Annotated in this window: 11 protein-coding genes; 4 read left to right on the top strand and 7 right to left on the bottom strand. The window is 72.3% G+C overall.

From position 1 onward, the window contains the following. Positions 1 to 36: 36 nt before the first annotated feature. On the bottom strand, positions 37 to 678 hold the full coding sequence (locus FXF65_RS33300; RefSeq protein WP_246178362.1) for a DUF4360 domain-containing protein: 642 nt from the start codon (positions 676 to 678) through the stop codon (positions 37 to 39). Between the two features lie 330 nt (positions 679 to 1,008). Here FXF65_RS33300 and FXF65_RS33305 point away from each other — a divergent pair, with 330 nt between their 5' ends. Next, positions 1,009 to 2,499 carry an MFS transporter gene (locus FXF65_RS33305; RefSeq protein ID WP_148354030.1) on the top strand — a complete coding sequence of 497 codons (1,491 nt, stop codon included), beginning with the start codon at positions 1,009 to 1,011 and terminating at the stop codon, positions 2,497 to 2,499. A 128-nt stretch (positions 2,500 to 2,627) separates the two neighbouring features. On the opposite strand, the gene iaaH is transcribed toward FXF65_RS33305, so the two are convergent. From iaaH to FXF65_RS33320, 3 genes are all read right to left on the bottom strand, one after another. Then, entirely contained in the window at positions 2,628 to 4,025 is a 1,398-nt protein-coding gene (gene iaaH, locus FXF65_RS33310) for an indoleacetamide hydrolase (protein ID WP_187412632.1), read from the bottom strand. Positions 4,026 to 4,109: 84 nt separating this feature from the next. After that, positions 4,110 to 5,078, bottom strand: a complete 969-nt coding sequence (locus FXF65_RS33315) for an aldo/keto reductase (RefSeq protein ID WP_148354032.1) — start codon at positions 5,076 to 5,078, stop codon at positions 4,110 to 4,112. 29 nt (positions 5,079 to 5,107) lie between these two features. Continuing rightward, positions 5,108 to 5,941: an inositol monophosphatase family protein gene (locus FXF65_RS33320; RefSeq protein ID WP_148354033.1), complete on the bottom strand. Its 834-nt coding sequence runs from the start codon at positions 5,939 to 5,941 to the stop codon at positions 5,108 to 5,110. A 124-nt stretch (positions 5,942 to 6,065) separates the two neighbouring features. Between FXF65_RS33320 and FXF65_RS33325 the strand changes: the two genes are divergently transcribed. Next, positions 6,066 to 6,980: a LysR family transcriptional regulator gene (locus tag FXF65_RS33325; protein ID WP_148354034.1), complete on the top strand. Its 915-nt coding sequence runs from the start codon at positions 6,066 to 6,068 to the stop codon at positions 6,978 to 6,980. Between the two features lie 9 nt (positions 6,981 to 6,989). Here the strand turns inward: FXF65_RS33325 and FXF65_RS33330 are convergent, their stop codons facing one another. Continuing rightward, on the bottom strand, positions 6,990 to 7,760 hold the full coding sequence (locus FXF65_RS33330; protein ID WP_148354035.1) for a phosphotransferase: 771 nt from the start codon (positions 7,758 to 7,760) through the stop codon (positions 6,990 to 6,992). Between the two features lie 184 nt (positions 7,761 to 7,944). On the opposite strand from FXF65_RS33330, the gene FXF65_RS33335 reads away from it, so the two are divergent. Further along, on the top strand, positions 7,945 to 8,574 hold the full coding sequence (locus tag FXF65_RS33335) for a DUF4360 domain-containing protein (RefSeq protein ID WP_148354036.1): 630 nt from the start codon (positions 7,945 to 7,947) through the stop codon (positions 8,572 to 8,574). A gap of 30 nt (positions 8,575 to 8,604) precedes the next feature. Further along, positions 8,605 to 9,249 carry a DUF4360 domain-containing protein gene (locus FXF65_RS33340; RefSeq protein WP_148354037.1) on the top strand — a complete coding sequence of 215 codons (645 nt, stop codon included), beginning with the start codon at positions 8,605 to 8,607 and terminating at the stop codon, positions 9,247 to 9,249. 27 nt (positions 9,250 to 9,276) lie between these two features. Here FXF65_RS33340 and FXF65_RS33345 read toward each other — a convergent pair whose 3' ends face one another. Together FXF65_RS33345 and FXF65_RS33350 are read right to left on the bottom strand one after the other, a co-directional pair. Next, positions 9,277 to 12,750: a tetratricopeptide repeat protein gene (locus FXF65_RS33345; RefSeq protein ID WP_148354038.1), complete on the bottom strand. Its 3,474-nt coding sequence runs from the start codon at positions 12,748 to 12,750 to the stop codon at positions 9,277 to 9,279. A 123-nt stretch (positions 12,751 to 12,873) separates the two neighbouring features. Next, complete coding sequence (locus FXF65_RS33350) at positions 12,874 to 16,296, bottom strand: serine protease (protein WP_187412633.1); 3,423 nt, start codon at positions 16,294 to 16,296, stop codon at positions 12,874 to 12,876. Positions 16,297 to 16,300 lie beyond the last annotated feature (4 nt).

Below are 16,300 nucleotides of genomic sequence, written 5' to 3' on the forward strand. Positions count from 1 at the left end.
CTGGCTGGACGCGAGCGCGGCCCGGTCATCACGGGGTCAGGGGCACTTCTTCCACGCGAAGTGGTAGATCGTCTTAACGCCGCCGTCGGCGGAGTCGAACGAGATGAAGCTCGTGGTGTTCGGGTCGGACGTTCCCTTGTCGACGCGCAGCTCGGTGTTGATGTTGAAGTTGCGGTCCTCACCGCAGGGCTTCCAGACGAGGGCGCCCACCGGTGTGCTGTCGGTGAACTGCCAGTTGTCGGCGTACTTGCCCTTGATGGTGTGGCTGACCGGCGTGGTCTGGGCCTGGCCCTGGTGGTAGTAGCTAGCGCGCTCCAGACCGGAGGCGCCGTCGGCCAGGTTCGCGTAGCCGCGGTAGTCGGCGCTGGCGATCGCGTAGGTGAAGCCCTGCGGGATGTGCACCGCGAGGCTGAGCTGGCAGTTCTTGCGCAGGTCGGTCGGGTTGGACTTGCCGCCGGCCTGGGCCAGGTAGTCACTGTAGGTGACGGTGAAGGCCGTGTTGTCGGCCGCCGATGCCACGGCGGCGGTGCCGGCCTTGCAGCCCGAGCCGTTGACCGTGAGGACGTCCAGGGTGATCCGGCCGGGAGGCGGCGGGTCGTTCACCGCGGCCTGGGCCATGCCCGTGGTCAGCGCCAGGGCCGAGAGGCATGCCGCCGATGCGGTCACTACTTTACGCACGGTCGTTCTCCTTCAGAGGGGCGAGGGGGTTACACGGGCTAAAGGAGCGTGTCCATGGAATTACACATTCACCGGGGCACCCTCCAATTGACGCAGATCCAGGATCCGAATGGAGGTTAACCAGGGAGCCGACAAGCGTCAATCGTCGGTTTTCAACTCTTTTGAAGCGGAGTGAAATTGACAGGCGAGAAGTCGCCGCGACACTTGAAACAGAAACTCCGGAGCGTGCCGCGTTCCACGGCGGGCCGATCGGTTTGCGCCGTCCCAGCCGGGTAGGCCCAGACGGGAACGGCACTACGGAGAGTGTTCGGGCATCCGGGGGAAACGAAGATGCCGACCGATCGACTGGCGCTGGGTTCGACGCGGGCGCGCTGGCTGCTGGCGGTCACCGTGCTGGGCTCCGGCATCGCGTTCCTGGACAGCACCGTCGTCAACGTCGCGCTGCCCGCGATCGGCCGCGAGCTCGGCGGCGGGCTCGCCGAGCAGCAGTGGGTCCTGGACGGCTACCTGCTGACGCTGAGCGCGCTGCTCCTCGCGGGCGGCGCGGCCGGGGACCGCTACGGCCGCCGCCGCGTCTTCACCGGCGGGCTGGTGCTGTTCACCGTGGCCTCGCTCGGCTGCGGGCTCGCGCCGAGCGCCCACACGCTGATCATCGCCCGGCTGGTGCAGGGGGTCGGCGCGGCGGCGCTGGTGCCGGGCAGCCTGGCGCTGATCGACGCCGGGATCCGCGAGGAGGACCGCGGCCGCGCGGTCGGCCTCTGGGCGGGCATGTCCGGCGTGACCTCGGCGCTCGGCCCGTTCATCGGCGGCTGGCTCGTGGACGCCGTCTCCTGGCGCTGGGTGTTCTTCATCAACCTGCCGCTGGCGGGCGTCGCGCTGGTCATGACGCGGCGCCTGGCCGAGAGCAGCGACCCGACGAGCCGGGAGCGCGGCCGGTTCGACGCCGTCGGCGCGGTCCTGGTGACGCTCGGCCTGGCCGGGGTGATCTACGCGCTGATCGAGGGGCCGAGCCGCGGCTGGCGTCCGACGACGGTCGGCGCGGCCGCCGTGGGCATCGCGGCGCTGATCGCGTTCCCGCTGGTCGAAGCGCGGGTGGCGGCGCCGCTGCTGCCGCCGGGCTTGTTCCGCTCCCGGCAGTTCACCGGCGCCAACCTCACCACCCTCGCGGTGTACGCGGCGATGGGCGGGGCGCTGTTCCTGCTCGCCCTGCAACTCCAGCAGAGCCTCGGCTACTCGGCGCTGGACGCCGGGCTCGCGACCCTGCCGACCACCGTGATCATGCTGCTGGCGTCCCCGCGGATGGGCGCGGTGGCGCAGCGGACCGGCCCCCGGCTGCCGATGACGGCCGGTCCGCTGGTGGCCGGGGCGGGCCTCGCGCTGATGGCGCGCATCGTGCCCGGCGCGGGCTATCCCGAGGCGGTGCTCCCGGCGGTGGTGGTGTTCGGGATCGGGCTGTCGCTCACGGTCGCGCCGCTGACCACGACGGTGCTCGCGTCCGTGGCCGAGCGGCACGTCGGGGTCGCGTCCGGCGTCAACAACGCCATCTCCCGGATGGCCGGGCTGCTCGCGGTCGCGGTGCTGCCGCTCGCCGCCGGGCTCGACGCGGGGGCGGGGCAGCCCCTCGGCCCCGGCTTCCCCCGCGCCATGTACATCGCCGCCGGGGTCGCCGTCCTCGGCGGGCTCGTCGCGCTCGCCACCGTGCGGGCCGCCGCGCCCGTCGAGGCCCACCCGCTGCCGGGCGTCTACCAGGCGTGCCAGCACCCGTGCACCCGCACGTCCGAGCGTCCCGTCGCCGCGAGCGGCGCCGACGGCTCACGGTGAGGCGTGTTCGACGACGCCGGACGTTCCCGGCCGGACGAGGCGGATCAACGCCAGCCGCCGCGCTTTTCGTATGGACCGTGGCATTTTCGTTCGGGTTCTCATTCGGGCTTATGGCGCGGTTTACCTTCTCAGAGGGGCGGGCGGGGCAGCGGCGGCAGCGCCCGCTCCACGGCCTCGCCGATGGCGAGCAGCCGTGCGTCGGACGAGTCGGGTCCGACCAGCTCAAGCCCGATCGGCAGGCCGTCGCGCGACAGCCCGGACGGGATCGACAGGCAGGGAAGCCCCGCGTTGCTCGGCGGGTCCGTGTTGCGGATGTAGGTGAGGAAGGCGTCGACTTCGGCGCCGTTCAGGTCGACCGTTCTGTCTTCTCCGGCGGGCCGGTGCGGGCGCGCGGGCAGCGGCGTCGTCGGCACGACAATGGCGCTGACGTCCTGCTCGGCGAAATAGCCCGCATATGCGGCGCGCAGCGCCGGACGATGCACGACGAGCGCCTTCCGGTACGCGGCGGACGGCACCAGATCTTCCAGGACGGATTCGAGCGATTCCCGAACCTGGGGAATGGCGACCTGGTGGACCATTTCCCGCAGCGTCACGGGCGCGTCGTGCCGATAAAGATAAGCGGACAATTCGCGTCCGACCTCGTAGAGCACCACGGTGAAACCGACCAGTTCGTTGAGCGGCGTCACATCGGGGATGTCGTGCTCGACGAGCACGGCGCCCCGGGCGGCGAGCGTGGAGAGCGCGCTCTCCGTCACGGCGGCGACGTCCGGGTCGAGATCGTCGTAGAAATGGCCGCGCGGGACCCCGAGCCGCAGCCCGGCCAGGTCGGCGGGGCCGGGATCCGCGCTGGTCGGCGCGCAGATCCCGTCGATGAGACGGACGTCCGCCACCGACCTGGCGAGCGGCCCGAGCGTGTCGCGGGTGGACGAGATCGGCACGACGCCGCGTCCGTTGTAGCGTCCGTGGGTCGGCCGGAAGCCGACGCAGCCGCACAGCGCGGCCGGGACGCGGCAGGACCCGCCCGTGTCGCCGCCGAGCGCGGCCGGGACCAGTCCGGCGGCGACGCCCGCCGCCGTGCCGCCGCTGCTCCCGCCCGGAATGCGGTCCTCGGCATAGGGGTTGCGGACGGTGCCGAACGCCGGGCTGTTCCCCGTCATCCCGAACGACAGTTCGCCCGGCGCCTGCTTTCCCATCAGCGTGCCGCCGGCGTCGAGAAGCCGCCGCGCGATGGGCGCGTCCCGTCCCGGCCGCCATTCGCGCAAGGCCGGTGTGCCCGCCGTCGTGGGAAGGTCGGCGGTGTCGATGACGTCCTTGAGCGCGAACGGCAGACCGTGCAGCGGCCCGGCCGGGCGCTTCTCCAGCGACCTCCGGATGAGGTCGGGATCGTGCGAGACATAGGTGTTCAGCCGCGCGAGCCGTTCGGTGCGCTCGATGAGCGCCTCGACGTAGTCGGCGAGCTTCAGCTCGCCTTCGCCGAGCCGCCGGACGGCTTCGGCGGCTGACACCCAGTGCACTTCCTCGGCCACCAGCGTCACCTGGCGCCGGAGCCGAGTACCGCGATCTTCGTCACGATGCGTTCCTTTCCGCGCGACCGGCCGCTACGCCCGCCTTCATTGGAAGACGTCCGAGATGCGGGTGTGGTCCTTCTCGTCCAGCCGGATGTCCATGGCCTCGCGGACGGCGTCCCAGTGGGCGGACGTGCGCGGCGCGACGATCGGCGCGCTGACCGCCGGATGGTCGCGGAGCCAGGCTAGCGCCAGCCCCGAAACGGTGGCCGAGAGGTCCCGCGCGATCTCGCGCAGCGCGGCGACCCTTTCCAGATTCTCCGGCGAATAGAAACCCTTGTAGTAGAGGTCGCCCGCCACGGCGATGCGGCTCCCCGCCTCCGGCGGCGCCCCGTCCAGATACCGCTCGGAGAGCACCCCGCCCGCGAGCGGCGAGAACGGCGTGTATCCGAGCCCCTCGCCCGTCACCAGCGGCAGCAATTCGAGTTCATCAGTGCGGTCCAGGAGGTTCAGCCGGTTCTCGACGGTGACGGGACGGTGGAGCCCCCGCGCGTCCGCCGTGGTCAGGATCTCTTCCAGCTCCGCGCGGTCGACGTTGCTGACGCCGTAGGCGCCGATCGTCCCGGCGTCCTGCGCGGCGGAGAACGCGGTGAGGGTCTCCTCGATCGGCGTGGCCGGATCCTGGATGTGCGAAAGGTACAGGTCGACGCGGCCGAGGCGTTCGACGCTGCGCGCCAGCCGCCGCCGGATGTGCCCGGCCGACAGGTCCCGGCCGCGGGAGCCGTCCGGCCTGCTGACCAGGCCGACCTTCGTCGCGACGACCGCGTCAGCGGGCCGCCGGTCGCGCAGCCAGCTCCCGACGACCTGCTCGCTCTCGCCGCCGCCGTAGGAGTCGGACGTGTCGATCATGTTGATGCCGAGCTCCCACGCCTCGTCGAGCCGCTCGAAGCCCTCCTCGGCGTTCAGCCCGAAGCCGCGCGTGCTCGCGGACGCGCCGACTCCGCCGATGGAGCCCGCGCCGAAAACGAATTCGCTGATCTCGATGCCGGACGCACCGAGCGGAACCTTGCGCATGTCGAACGCCTTTCTCTCAAGGAACGGTTTCAGGCGATGGTCGAAAGCGTCTGGACGGCGGCGGCGTGCGCCCCCGGGGCGGCGGCGAGGAAGTCCGCGCTGTCGAGGCTCCACGGCCGCCCGCGCGTGTCGGTGACGACGCCGCCCGCCTCCGCGACGAGCAGCGCGCCCGCGAGCAGGCCGGACCTGACCTGGCTGAACTGCCAGAACACGTCCATCCGCCCGGCGGCGACCTGGACGAGCTGGAGCGTCGCGGGCACCGACACCCGGATCACCAGAGCGGCGTTGAGCATCGCGGTCACCGACGCCCCGACGCGGGCGAACGTCTCCGCCGACTCGCCGGGCTTGGCCTGCCCGGTGCCGACGAGCGCCGCGTCGAGCCCGGCCTTCGGGGACGGGCGCAGCCGCGTCCCGTTCAGGAAGGCGCCGCCCGACCGGACCGCCACGTAGGTGTCGCCGGCGAGGGGCAGGTGCACCGCGGCGAGGACGGGCTCGTTGTCGCGGACGAGCGTCGCCGTGACGCCCCAGTCCGGCATGCCGTGGACGTGGTTGATGTTGCCCTCGACCGGGTCGGTCACCCACCATTCGCCGTCCGGGAGCGCGCCGCTCTCCAGCTCGTCGTCGACCCAGCCCGCGCCGGGGCGGAGCCGCGTCAGCTCCGGCTTCAGGATCTCCAGCGAGGCGGCGTCGTTGGCGTGGATCCCGGCGACGACCTCGTCCAGTCCGGCGAGGCGCGGTGTGGTCGAGAACAGCTCGGCCATGCGCGCTCCCGCCGCCCGCACGGCCTCCGCGACCTGCTCCGCCAGCGCTCTGTCGCCGGTCGAGGACGGGTCGGTGACGCGATCATCCGACTGCAGGGACATCGTGACTCCTCTCGTAGGTGGACGGCTCGATCGGTGCGGCGAACGCCCGATCGGCCTGTCTCCGACGCTAGGAGTGGGTGACGATTAAGGCCAGTGCATCTTTGCTAGGGCTACATTTACTCTCGTGCACTTGGATCTGAACCTGCTGGTCGCGCTGGACGCGCTGCTGGAGGAGAACAGCGTCGCGGGCGCGGCCGATCGGCTGAACCTGTCCGCCCCGGCCGTCAGCCGGACGCTCGGCCGGATCCGGCGCGCCACCGGCGACCAGATCCTCGTCCGGGCCGGGCGCTCGATGATCCCGACGCCGTACGCGCTGGAGATCCGCGGGGAGGTGCACGAACTCGTCCAGCGGGCGCGCGGGGTGCTCCGTCCCGAACACCACCTCGACCTGGCGAACCTCGACCGGGCGTTCTCCGTGCGGGGCCACGAGGCGATCACGACGGCGATCGCGCCCGCGCTGCTCGCGACCGTCCGGGACGAGGCCCCCGGCGTCGCGGTCAGGCTCCTCGCCGAGGCGAGCGGCGACACCGACGAACTGCGGCACGGCCGCGTCGACCTGGAGATCGGCTCTGCCGAGCCGGACGCGCCGGAGATCAACCACGTGACGATCGGGCACGACCGGCTCGTCGCGGCGGCCCGTCCCGGCCATCCGTGCGCCGAGGCCGGTCTGACCGCGGAGCGGCTCGCCGCGGCCGACCACGTCATCGTGTCGCGGCGCGGACGGCTCCGGGACCCGATCGACATGTCCCTCGACGCGCTCGGCCTGCGCCGCCGCGTCGTCGCGTCGGTGCCGACGAGCACGGCCGCGCTGTACCTGGTGGCGGAGAGCGAGCTGGTCGTCGCGGTGCCCGAGCACATGTGCCGCCCGCTGCTGGCCAGGCTCGGGCTCCGCACCCGGCCGCTGCCGTTCGAGCTGCCGCCCGTCCCGATCATCATGGCGTGGCACCAGCGCCACGACGACGACCGGCCGCACATGTGGCTGCGCGACCGCATTCGCGAGGCGCTCGCCTTTTACGAGCAGACCGCGGGACGGACCTGAGATCGCCTATCAACCACGCCAGAAAGAGGCGGGAAGCGTGTCGATTTCGGCGGCGGCCTTTTCCAGGTCGTCGGCGAACGGCAGCAGGTTCGCCTGCCCGGCCGCGACCATGCGGCGGATGACGGCCGCCTGGCGGCGGGCCCGCCCGGTGACGGCGCCGGCGAAGGCGGCGCGGTCGCCGTCGTAGCCGTAGGCGTCGAGCAGGAGGTGCAGGCGGCGCGACCGGTCCTCGAATTCGGTGAATCCCTGAAAGGCCGCGACGTGCCTGGCATGGAGCGGCACCCAGGTCAGCGCCAGGTGGGCGAGGTCGAATTCGCGCGAGGACGGCCCGGCGGTGTCCCAGTCGACGAACCCGACCAGGCCGCGTCGCTCGTCCCAGACCGCGTTGTAGGGCGAAGCATCGTGATGGCCGATGATCAGTCCGGGCCGCCACGACTGCCCCGCGAGCCAGGTCGCGCCGTCCGGCGGGACGAAGTCCGCCGTGGTGTCGTGCAGTCGGCGCATCCATTCCGCGGCCTGCCGCAGTGCCTGATCGGAATGGGGCCACGCGGGCCAGGGGTGCCGTTCCCCGATGGTGTCGCCGTGCAGGAAGGTCAGGATTTCGCGGCCCCGGTCGTCGAAGCCGAGCACCCGGGGCGCGCCCGCGAATCCGGCCGCCTCCAGGTAGCGCAGGACGGCGTGCACGGCGGGCGTCCAGGGATTGGCCGGACGATGCACCGTGTCACCGATCCGCACACCGCCGACATGCCTGCCGCCCGGCAACGGTCGTTCTTCGTCCATGGAGCCTCCCGACTCGCTCACGGACCCAGTGTGACCGACCGTTCTCGCCACGACAACGGAATAACGCGTCCCGGCACGCGCGGCGAAGTTGAATGTTGAAAAGAGCCGAACGAATCAATATTGACACATTCTTAACTGCAAAATTAATGTTGCGGCAAGCTCCCCGCCCGAAAGGCTCCCGCCGATGAACGACAAGGCGCTCGCGGCGCTCGGCGCCGCGGCTCTCGCCCTGCCCGTCCTCGCGTCCGCGCCCCCGGCGGCCGCGGATCCGCCGCCCAGCGGCGTCACCGTCGAGATAGCGACCATCAACGGCTCCGGCTGCCCGCGCGGGACCGCGGCCGTCGCCATCCTCAATGACAGCGACGATTTCCGCGTCTTCCTGACGACGGAGCCCGCACGGGCCGAGGCGGGCGGCACTTCGTCCCCGACGGAATCCCGGAAACCGTGCCAACTCAATATGAAGGTCCACGTTCCCCAGGGATACACGTACGCGGTGCGGGAGATCGACTACAGCGGCGACGCGCACCTTGAGCCCGGCGCCTCCGCCACTTTGAGTTCGAGCGTCTACTTCCAGGGGACGACTCCCAAGCCGACGGCCAGGACGCTCCGCGGCCCGTACTCCGGCCCCTGGCAATTCAAGATCGGCGAGTCCGAGCCCGTCTTCAGCCCCTGCGGCGAGCAGCGCAACCTGAACTTCCGCACCGAGTTGCAGGTCGACATGGGCGACTCCGACCCGGCCAAGACGAATTTCATCGAGACGGACGGCAAGACCGTCTACCACTTCGCCTGGAAACGCTGCCCGACATCAATGTGACGACAGACTCCCGGATTGGAAGGCCCGTCCATGAAGCACAGCACGGCACTCACGGTCGCCCTCGGCGCGGCTCTCGTCCTGCCCGCCCTGACCGCGACCACCGCCGCGGCCGCATCGGCGCCGGACGGTCTCAGTTTCGAGGTGGCAACCGTCAACGGCAGCGGATGCCCCGCAGGAACGGTGTCGGTCGCCCTCAGCAATGACGACGACGGCGACGACTTCCTCCTCACCGTGCGGACCAGCGCCATGCGCGCCGAGGGCACCGGCGGCTCACCCCAGACGGCTTTCAGAAAGAACTGCCAGATCAGTCTGAAAACCCACGTGCCCGAGGAGAAGACCTTCGCGGTCAGACAGGTCGACTACTACGGCGCCGCGCAACTGGAGCCCGGTGCCTCCGGCACCCTGAAAGAGACCCGCTACTTCCAGGGCATGGCGACTGCTCCCGCCGAGACCAAGACGTTCAGCGGCCCGTACTCCGGCGCTTGGGCACACAGTTCGCAGCGCTTCTCCGACCTCCTCTTCAGACCTTGCGGCGAGGACCGCAACTTCAACATCATTCAGGAGGTACAGGCGGAGAGGGGCACCTCCGACCCGTCCAAGGCGATCTCCACGGGCATCGAGGGCACCGGCAGGACGGTCTACCACCTCGACTTGAAGAACTGCTTCTGGAGATAAGCGTCCTCGCGGCCACGGCAAAAAGGCTCAGAGGGGAATGGTGACCTCGTCTTCGAGGGGCGGGTTGATCTCCTGTTCGCGGTATCCGGTCGCGGCGAAGCAGCGGATGCGGAGCCGGTCCGGGGAGACGTCCACCCGCAGGAAGCTCTTGAACAAAGGCGGGCGGTCGCGCGGCACGCGGTCGACGAGGTAGCGCATCGCGATGCGCCTGGACAGCATGTTCGCGGTCAGGCGCATCCCGAGCCCGGGTTCGGGCGCGTCCATGCTCCACCAGCGCAGCGGCGTCCGCAGTCTGCGCGAGAGATAGACGCCCGCCTGGGCGGCGGGGATCGCCGGGCCACCGGTCCGGCGGAAAGGGAGCGCGCGGCTGAAGAACGCCATGGAGTCTTCACGGAGCGGATAGCAGCGGAATGCCTCTTCGTCCACGACCGTCGTGCGGCGAATGGTGTGCGTGGGAACGGTCAGCGCTCCCCCGCCGCCCGACACGATGTACTGGATGGTGCGGTCGCCCACGCGCACCGGATAGCGCTGGTAATTGTGAATGCTCCCGCCGACCGCCGCGACGAAGTTGCGGGCCGGGTCCCGGACGATCTCGTCGACCGTCCCCCCGCCCTCGATCCGCACCGGCCGGTACGTGTCATCCCCGTAGATCGCGTGGTGGCTGACCAGCAGTTTCGGCTTGTCCCCCGCCGACACCCGGCGGAGCCACTCGGCCTGGTCGCGGTCGATGATCCCGCCGATCCCGGTGTCGATCCCGATGATCCGCAGGGACGGCGTGTCGATCGCCCAGTAGGGTCCCGGCTGCCGCGCCCGCTGCCGGGACGCGCCCCGCAACTGGCGGGCGGCGGCCAGCGCGTCCTCGTCGGCGACCGTCGCGCGCCGCCACAGCAGGCCGCGCAGCCCGGACGGGGTCCCCGCCGCGGGCAGCGGATCGGCCCCGCAGAAGATCCGCATGAAGCCGTTGAGCCCGTCGTACCAGTCGTGGTTGCCGGGCACCGCGTAGATCGGCGCCGGATAGCCCCGGTAGGGCCGGAAGAAGCCGGGCCCGGCGGCGTGCAGCGCGCCCGCGGGCAGCAGCACGTCACCGCAGATGATCATGAAGTCGGTGTCCGCGCCGGTCTTGAGCAGGCCGGGCACGACGGCGTACTGCCCGGCCCCGCCGCCGCCCGTGCTGCCGAGCAGCAGGAAGCCGCCGGCCTCCTTCTCGTGGACGATCATCGCGTCCGGCGCGGCCCCCCGCTCGCGCTGCTCCGCCACCCACCTGCGGCGCAGCCCGTTGGACGGGTCGCCGAACACCTTCGCGATCGCCTCGTTGCGCCGGTGCCAGAACATGGACGGGCCCAGCCAGGACAGCTCGCGGACGTCGTCCCCGGCCAGGTTGCGGAAGACGCCGATCTCGCCGCGCTCCCATGTGCTCTCCGTCCGCGAACTGGACGGGGCGGGAGCGGCCCGGTCGAGCCGCGCGGCCCGCGCCGACGGCATCGGGATCGGCACGCGCCCGCCGCCCGGCACCGCCCGGACCGCCGTGCCGCACAGGACGATCTCGTCCGGCTCGCCGCCCTCCCGCGTCCGCAGCCGGTCCAGGTTGCGCGCCGCCTCCCGGAGCCCGGCGGCGACCGCCGGTTTGAGCGCCTCCTCCGCCCAGAACGACTCGCCCAGGTGGGCGCGGAGGACGCCGAGGTTGTTCAGCGCGGCGGGCGTCCCCTCCACCGCCTCCCAGAACCGGGCGGACGCCTCCTCGTAGCGCCCGTCCTCCATCAGCAGGACGCCGAGGTTGACGGTCGCGGCCAGCAGACCGGCGGCGACGGCGTTCCCGAACCAGGTCTCCGCCTCCTCCCGCCGGTTCGTCTCGGCGAGCAGCAGCGCCAGGTTGTTCATCGCCTCCGCGACTTCCTCGGCGGCGGCGCGGCGGAACAGCACCTCGGCCTCGTCCCGGTCGGTGAGCAGCATGCCGAGGTTGTTCCGCGCCTCCGCGCTGCCGCGCGCGACGCCCAGCCGGTAGAGCCGCTCCGCCTCGCCGGTGTCGCCGCGCAGGGCGTGCAGCAGGCCGAGGCTGTTGGCGCCGTCCCCGTCACCGGCGTCGCACGCCCGGCGGAACAGCGGCTCGGCCTCGGAGACGCGGCCGTCGTCCCAGAGCAGCGACCCGAGCGGGCACAGCAGCTCGCCCCGGTCGGGCCGGACGTCCAGCGCGGCGCGCAGCGCGCGTTCGGCGACGGGCAGCCGGCCCGCCCGGTGCGCGGCGCCCGCGAACGGCAGCGCGTCCTCGGGGGCGAGCAGGTCGCAGACCGCGTCCCAGACCGGCGCCGGCATGTCCTCGTCGGCCGCCTGGACCTGGTCGACGAGGTAGTCGAAGGGCTGGTAGAGGCCGTCGTCGACGCGGTTGAGGCAGGCGGCGACGTCGTCCTCGCGGGTCGTCGCCCATTCCAGCGCGTCGGCGAAGTCGGAATCGCCCGGCCGCGCGTCTTCCGCCGGGACGAAAAGCTCGGACAGCGCCCGCAGCGACGCCTCGCCGAACGCCCCGAGGTGACCGGCGGCCCGCGCGTGCACGGCCGCCGAGACGACCGCCGCGCCGCGGACGTGCTCCCCGTCGCGGCCCCGCTGCCAGCGGTCCAGCGCCGCCGGGCCGCCCGCCAGGTACTCGGCCAGCCGGACGGCCCGGTCGCCCGCCGCGTCCAGGGCGGCGGCGATGCGCTCGTCCCCGCGCAGCCCCTCCGCGTTCGCGCGCTCGGCCGCGGTCAGCTCGGGCCGCACCCGGACCTGGACGAACGCGTTGAGCGCCTGCCGCACCTCCGGGGGCAGCGAGCCCGGCGCCTCCTCCAGCGCCCGGCGCGCCTGCGCCCGCATCGTCGCGACCACCAGGACGCGCGAGCCGCCGTCCGCCGGGTTCGCGAGCCTGTCCAGCGTGGCGCGGTCGAGGCCGCCGCGTCCGAGGTAGGTTTCCAGGTCGTCCAGCCAGATGACCGTGTCCGACAGCCGGACGCCCGCCTCCGCCAGCTCCGCCGGCGACCCCGGCCGGACGGGGACGAGCAGGCGCAGCGGCCCGCGCCGGTCCAGGCGGCGGATCACCTCGAACGCCGCGCGCGTCTTCCCGGCGGCGGACGGGCCGGTGAGCAGCACCATCCGCCGGTCGTGCAGGGCGCGCTCGACCTCGGCGTCCACGTCGCGCGGGACGTAGGCGGCGGCCCGCGTCCCGGTCCGCCCGCGCGCGTCGAGCCGTGCCGGGTCCGGGTAGTCGCGCACCTTCGGCAGGCCGCCCTCGGGGGTGGAGTGCAGCGCGTGCGTCCACAGCGCCTCGCGCCGGGCGCGTCCGGCGGCCCGCCGCTCCTGGGAGCCGCTCTTGAGGACGTCCACCAGGACGTCCTTCAACACGGCGCCGAGGAGCCCGACGACCACCACGGCGAGCGGGTATCCGGCCAGCGCCGGGAGCTTCTCGGCGTAGGTCAGCCCGACCAGCGCGCCGACGGCGAGCACCAGCACCCCACCGGACAGCCAGCGCCGCATGGCGCCCCACCTTCCCGGGCTCGCCCGTCCCTTTTCGAGAAGGATGCCCGCGATGCCGTTACCGGCGAACCAGGTTCGCGTCCGCCGCGACGGCCTGATGTGGCTTGTCCGCGCGCCGGGCTCTCAGCAGACCTTTCCCTTGTGGGCTCCGGCCGGGACGAGCTTCTTGAGGGTGTTCGACTCGGGCATGTTCCCGTAGAGGCGGCACAGGTGCGCCATCTCCCGTCCCGGGTCGGTCTTGGACGCGGAGACGACCAGGTCCCTGGTCTGCCGCGCCATCGCGGCGAGCTGCGCCGACGCGGGGTTCCCCGGAGTCGACAGCAGCAGGCCGACCTGGTCGCCGTCGATCAGCGCGAACCCGTCGCCGCCCAGCGGGAGGAGCGTCTGCCAGGCGTTCGGGACGCTGAGCGGGGCGAGTCGCTTCCCATCGGCGAGCGACCAGCGGGTGACGGGCAGGACGCTCGTCTCCTTGAGGAACTCGTCGGCCTCCTTGAGGGACGAGCCGGTCGGCGGGATGAGCCGCCACCAGGTGTCGTGCAGGACGGTCCCGGTCGGGTCGAACGCCAGCGCGCCGACCGCCTCCGCGACGCCCGCGTCCCTGAGCCGGGTGATCATGCGGCCGGTGGTCATGTCCCAGACGTCGAACAGCGTCACCTTGTCGATCTCCACGACCGCCGCGAGCCGCCGGCCGTCCGCGCTCGTCGCCAGCTTCGCGCCGGTCAGGGCGTCTTCGAGGACGCGGGACGAGCCGTCCGGCGAGATGAGCACCAGCTTGTTCCCGAGCGCCCGCTGGTCGCCGCCGCCGGCGCCGTCCCGGAACTCCAGAAAGTTGATGACGAGCCCGGCCGGGGTGAGGCGGAACAGCGAGACCACGTCGCGCGACGTGACCGGCAGCGGAGCCGGCGGCAGCGCCTTCTTTTCGCCGACGTCCCAGCGCCGCAAGGTCAGCTGGTCCTTGGTCATGACGGCTGCGGCGAGCGTCCGTCCGGTCGGGTCCAGGGAAAGGTGCGTGGCCTGGCTGCCCTGGGGGAAGAGCACTGCCATTTTCGTCTTGTTGCGAGCCATATCGGTGACGACCAGGCAGAACCTTTCCGTCTTGAACGCCTCCATGCTGGCCTTGATCACGCACCGGCCCGAAGCCGGATCCTTGACCGAGGCGAGGTAGGTCGCGGCGGCGTAGCGGCCGTCCGCGCTGACCGTGACCTCGCCCGCGACGGTGCCGCCCTCGTCGGACAGGCGCGTCGGGGTCGCGCGCCCGTTCGCGATGTGCCAGGCCATGGCCTTGTTGTCGGGGGAACGGGCGACCAGCGTCCGCCCGTCGGTGCTGACCTTTCCGGAGAGGTCTCCCCCGGTTTGGCCCTGCCCTTTGAGATTGATCCAGCCGGTCGACGTGTCGGGGATTATCTGGGTGAGCTGGACGGTCTCCCGGTAGAGGCGGTGAACGGCCCTGCGGGTGTCGTCGTTGGCGCGCGTCCGGTAGGCGCGGAGCGTGAGATGCGCGGCCCCGTACGGATCGGACTTCTGCTGCTGCTTGGCGCGTTCGAGAAGGGTCTGCGCGGCATTGTCGGTCAGGCCCCGGCTGACCGGGATCCAGATGATGAGAGCGGCGCCGGTGACGACCGCCATCGCCCCGGCGAGCCGCCGCCGGACGGACCACCGCCGCCGCACGCTCGCCCTGATGTAGGCGTGCTCGTCGGAACTCAGATCGTCGGGATGCCGCCGCTCCTGCCGGAGCGCGTCGGTGAGGTCGGCCCGCGACAGCAGCCGCGACGCGGGCCGTCCGTGCCGCCGCCACAGCGCGATGCGCTGGCGGAGCGCCTCCTGCCAGAGCCGGAACTCGCGCGCCCCGCCGCCGATCTCGCCGAGCCGCCGCCAGTGCGTCACCAGCGCCTCGTGGACGAGTTCCGCGCTCTGCCCGTCCTCGGGCAGGACGACCAGCCGCGACACCGCCAACCGCTGCGCGACGCGCCACTGCTCGGGGGCGAGCTGGTCGCGCGGCGCGGTCCGCCGGGTCATCTCCTGCCGGTCGGGGTCGGGCCGGATCAACTGGATGAGGAGGCGTTCGGCGGACCGCTGCTCGTCCGGGGTCAGCTCGCCCCACAGGCGTTCGGCGAAGCGGTCGAGCCCCTTGCTGACCCCGCCGATCACCGCGTAGGCGTCGTGGGTGAGCAGGCCCCCGGACTGGAGGTCCCACAGTTGCGCGAGGGTGAACTGGAGCAGGGGAAGGCGTCCCGGGCCCACTCCGAGGTCGCGCAGCAGGGTGTCGACGAGTCCGGGCTCGTACTCGACGAGGGGCGTGCGCCGGATCGGCTCGGTGATCGCGGCGCGCAGGCCCGCCGAGGACAGCTCGCCCACGGTGATCGTCCGGTCCCCGGCGACGAACGCGGCCAGGTGCGGGTCGTGCAGGACCGGGGCGAGGTAGTCGGCCCGCAGCGTCAGCAGCAGCGCGAGCGGTGATCCGGGCCGATCCGCGTAGGCGAGGGCCTTCGCGAAGGCGCCGCGCTCCTCCTCGGGCGCGTTCAGCACCTCCTCGAACTGGTCGACGGCCAGGACCAGGCGGTTCGCGTCCAGGTGGGCGAGCAGGGTCGTCAGGAACTCCGGCATGCCGCCGCGTTCCAGGTGGGCGGCCAGCGTGTCGACCTGGTCGAGCCGTTCGGCCGGTTGGGACCGTCCGGGAAGGAGGGCCTGCGCGAGCGCGTGCAGCGGCGTCCGGCCCTGGCCCGGCCGGAACACGACGACCGCCGTGCGCCCGTCCGCGCGCACCTTCGGCGCCACCCCCGCCTGGACGATCGACGACTTCCCGACGCCGGACGGCCCGGTGACGGTCACCACCGGCCGCTCGGCGACGAGCCGCGTGATGCGCTCGACCTCGTCGGACCGGCCGAAGAACGAGGCGGCGTGCTCCGCGTCGAACGGCATCAGGCCCCGGAACGGCGACGGCGGGCGGACGGCCTCCCGCAGCTCCGGCCACGCCTCCAGCAGCGTCGCGGTCGGCACGACGTATCCGCTGCGCACGCGCGACCCGGACCAGGCGGCGACCACCATGCCCACCACGTCGCCGCGCCCGATGTGCCAGACCGGGGTGCCGGAGAATCCGCCCTCGATGGTGAACTGGCTGCCGTCCTCGACGTCGACCTGGAGCCAGCCGTCCGCCTGCGGGCCGCGGAGCACCCCGACGCTCCAGACGCCCCGGTCCTTGCCGTCGGGGAAGCCCAGCATCGCCACGCGCTCGTCGAAGGCGGCCTTGTCGACCAGGGGCGCGACCCGGATCTCGGGCGGCGCGGGCTGGACGAGTCTCAGGACCGCGACGTCCAGCCGCGGGTTCCAGACGGCGACCTCGGCCTGCAGCGGGTCGCGGCCGAGGAACTCGATCCGAAAGCGGCCCTCGGGTCTGGTGCGCGACTCGAACGGAACCCCGGCGGCGCCGTTCACGACATGGGCGGCGGTGATCACGTAGCGGTCATTGACCGGGAATCCGGCCCCGGCCGGCGTCCCGTCCGCGTCGAGGATTCTCGCGACGGATCGCTTCGGCACGGTCGTCTGCACACGA

Source organism: Actinomadura syzygii (assembly GCF_008085905.1).
GTDB lineage: Bacteria > Actinomycetota > Actinomycetes > Streptosporangiales > Streptosporangiaceae > Spirillospora > Spirillospora syzygii.

Bases quoted from the DNA above. Each gene is read 5' to 3' on its own strand.
- FXF65_RS33305 (WP_148354030.1), top strand. From the start codon at position 1,009: ATGCCGACCGATCGACTGGCGCTGGGTTCGACGCGGGCGCGCTGGCTG.
- FXF65_RS33315 (WP_148354032.1), bottom strand. From the start codon at position 5,078: ATGCGCAAGGTTCCGCTCGGTGCGTCCGGCATCGAGATCAGCGAATTC.
- FXF65_RS33320 (WP_148354033.1), bottom strand. From the start codon at position 5,941: ATGTCCCTGCAGTCGGATGATCGCGTCACCGACCCGTCCTCGACCGGC.
- FXF65_RS33330 (WP_148354035.1), bottom strand. From the start codon at position 7,760: ATGGACGAAGAACGACCGTTGCCGGGCGGCAGGCATGTCGGCGGTGTG.
- FXF65_RS33335 (WP_148354036.1), top strand. From the start codon at position 7,945: ATGAACGACAAGGCGCTCGCGGCGCTCGGCGCCGCGGCTCTCGCCCTG.
- FXF65_RS33340 (WP_148354037.1), top strand. From the start codon at position 8,605: ATGAAGCACAGCACGGCACTCACGGTCGCCCTCGGCGCGGCTCTCGTC.
- FXF65_RS33345 (WP_148354038.1), bottom strand. From the start codon at position 12,750: ATGCGGCGCTGGCTGTCCGGTGGGGTGCTGGTGCTCGCCGTCGGCGCG.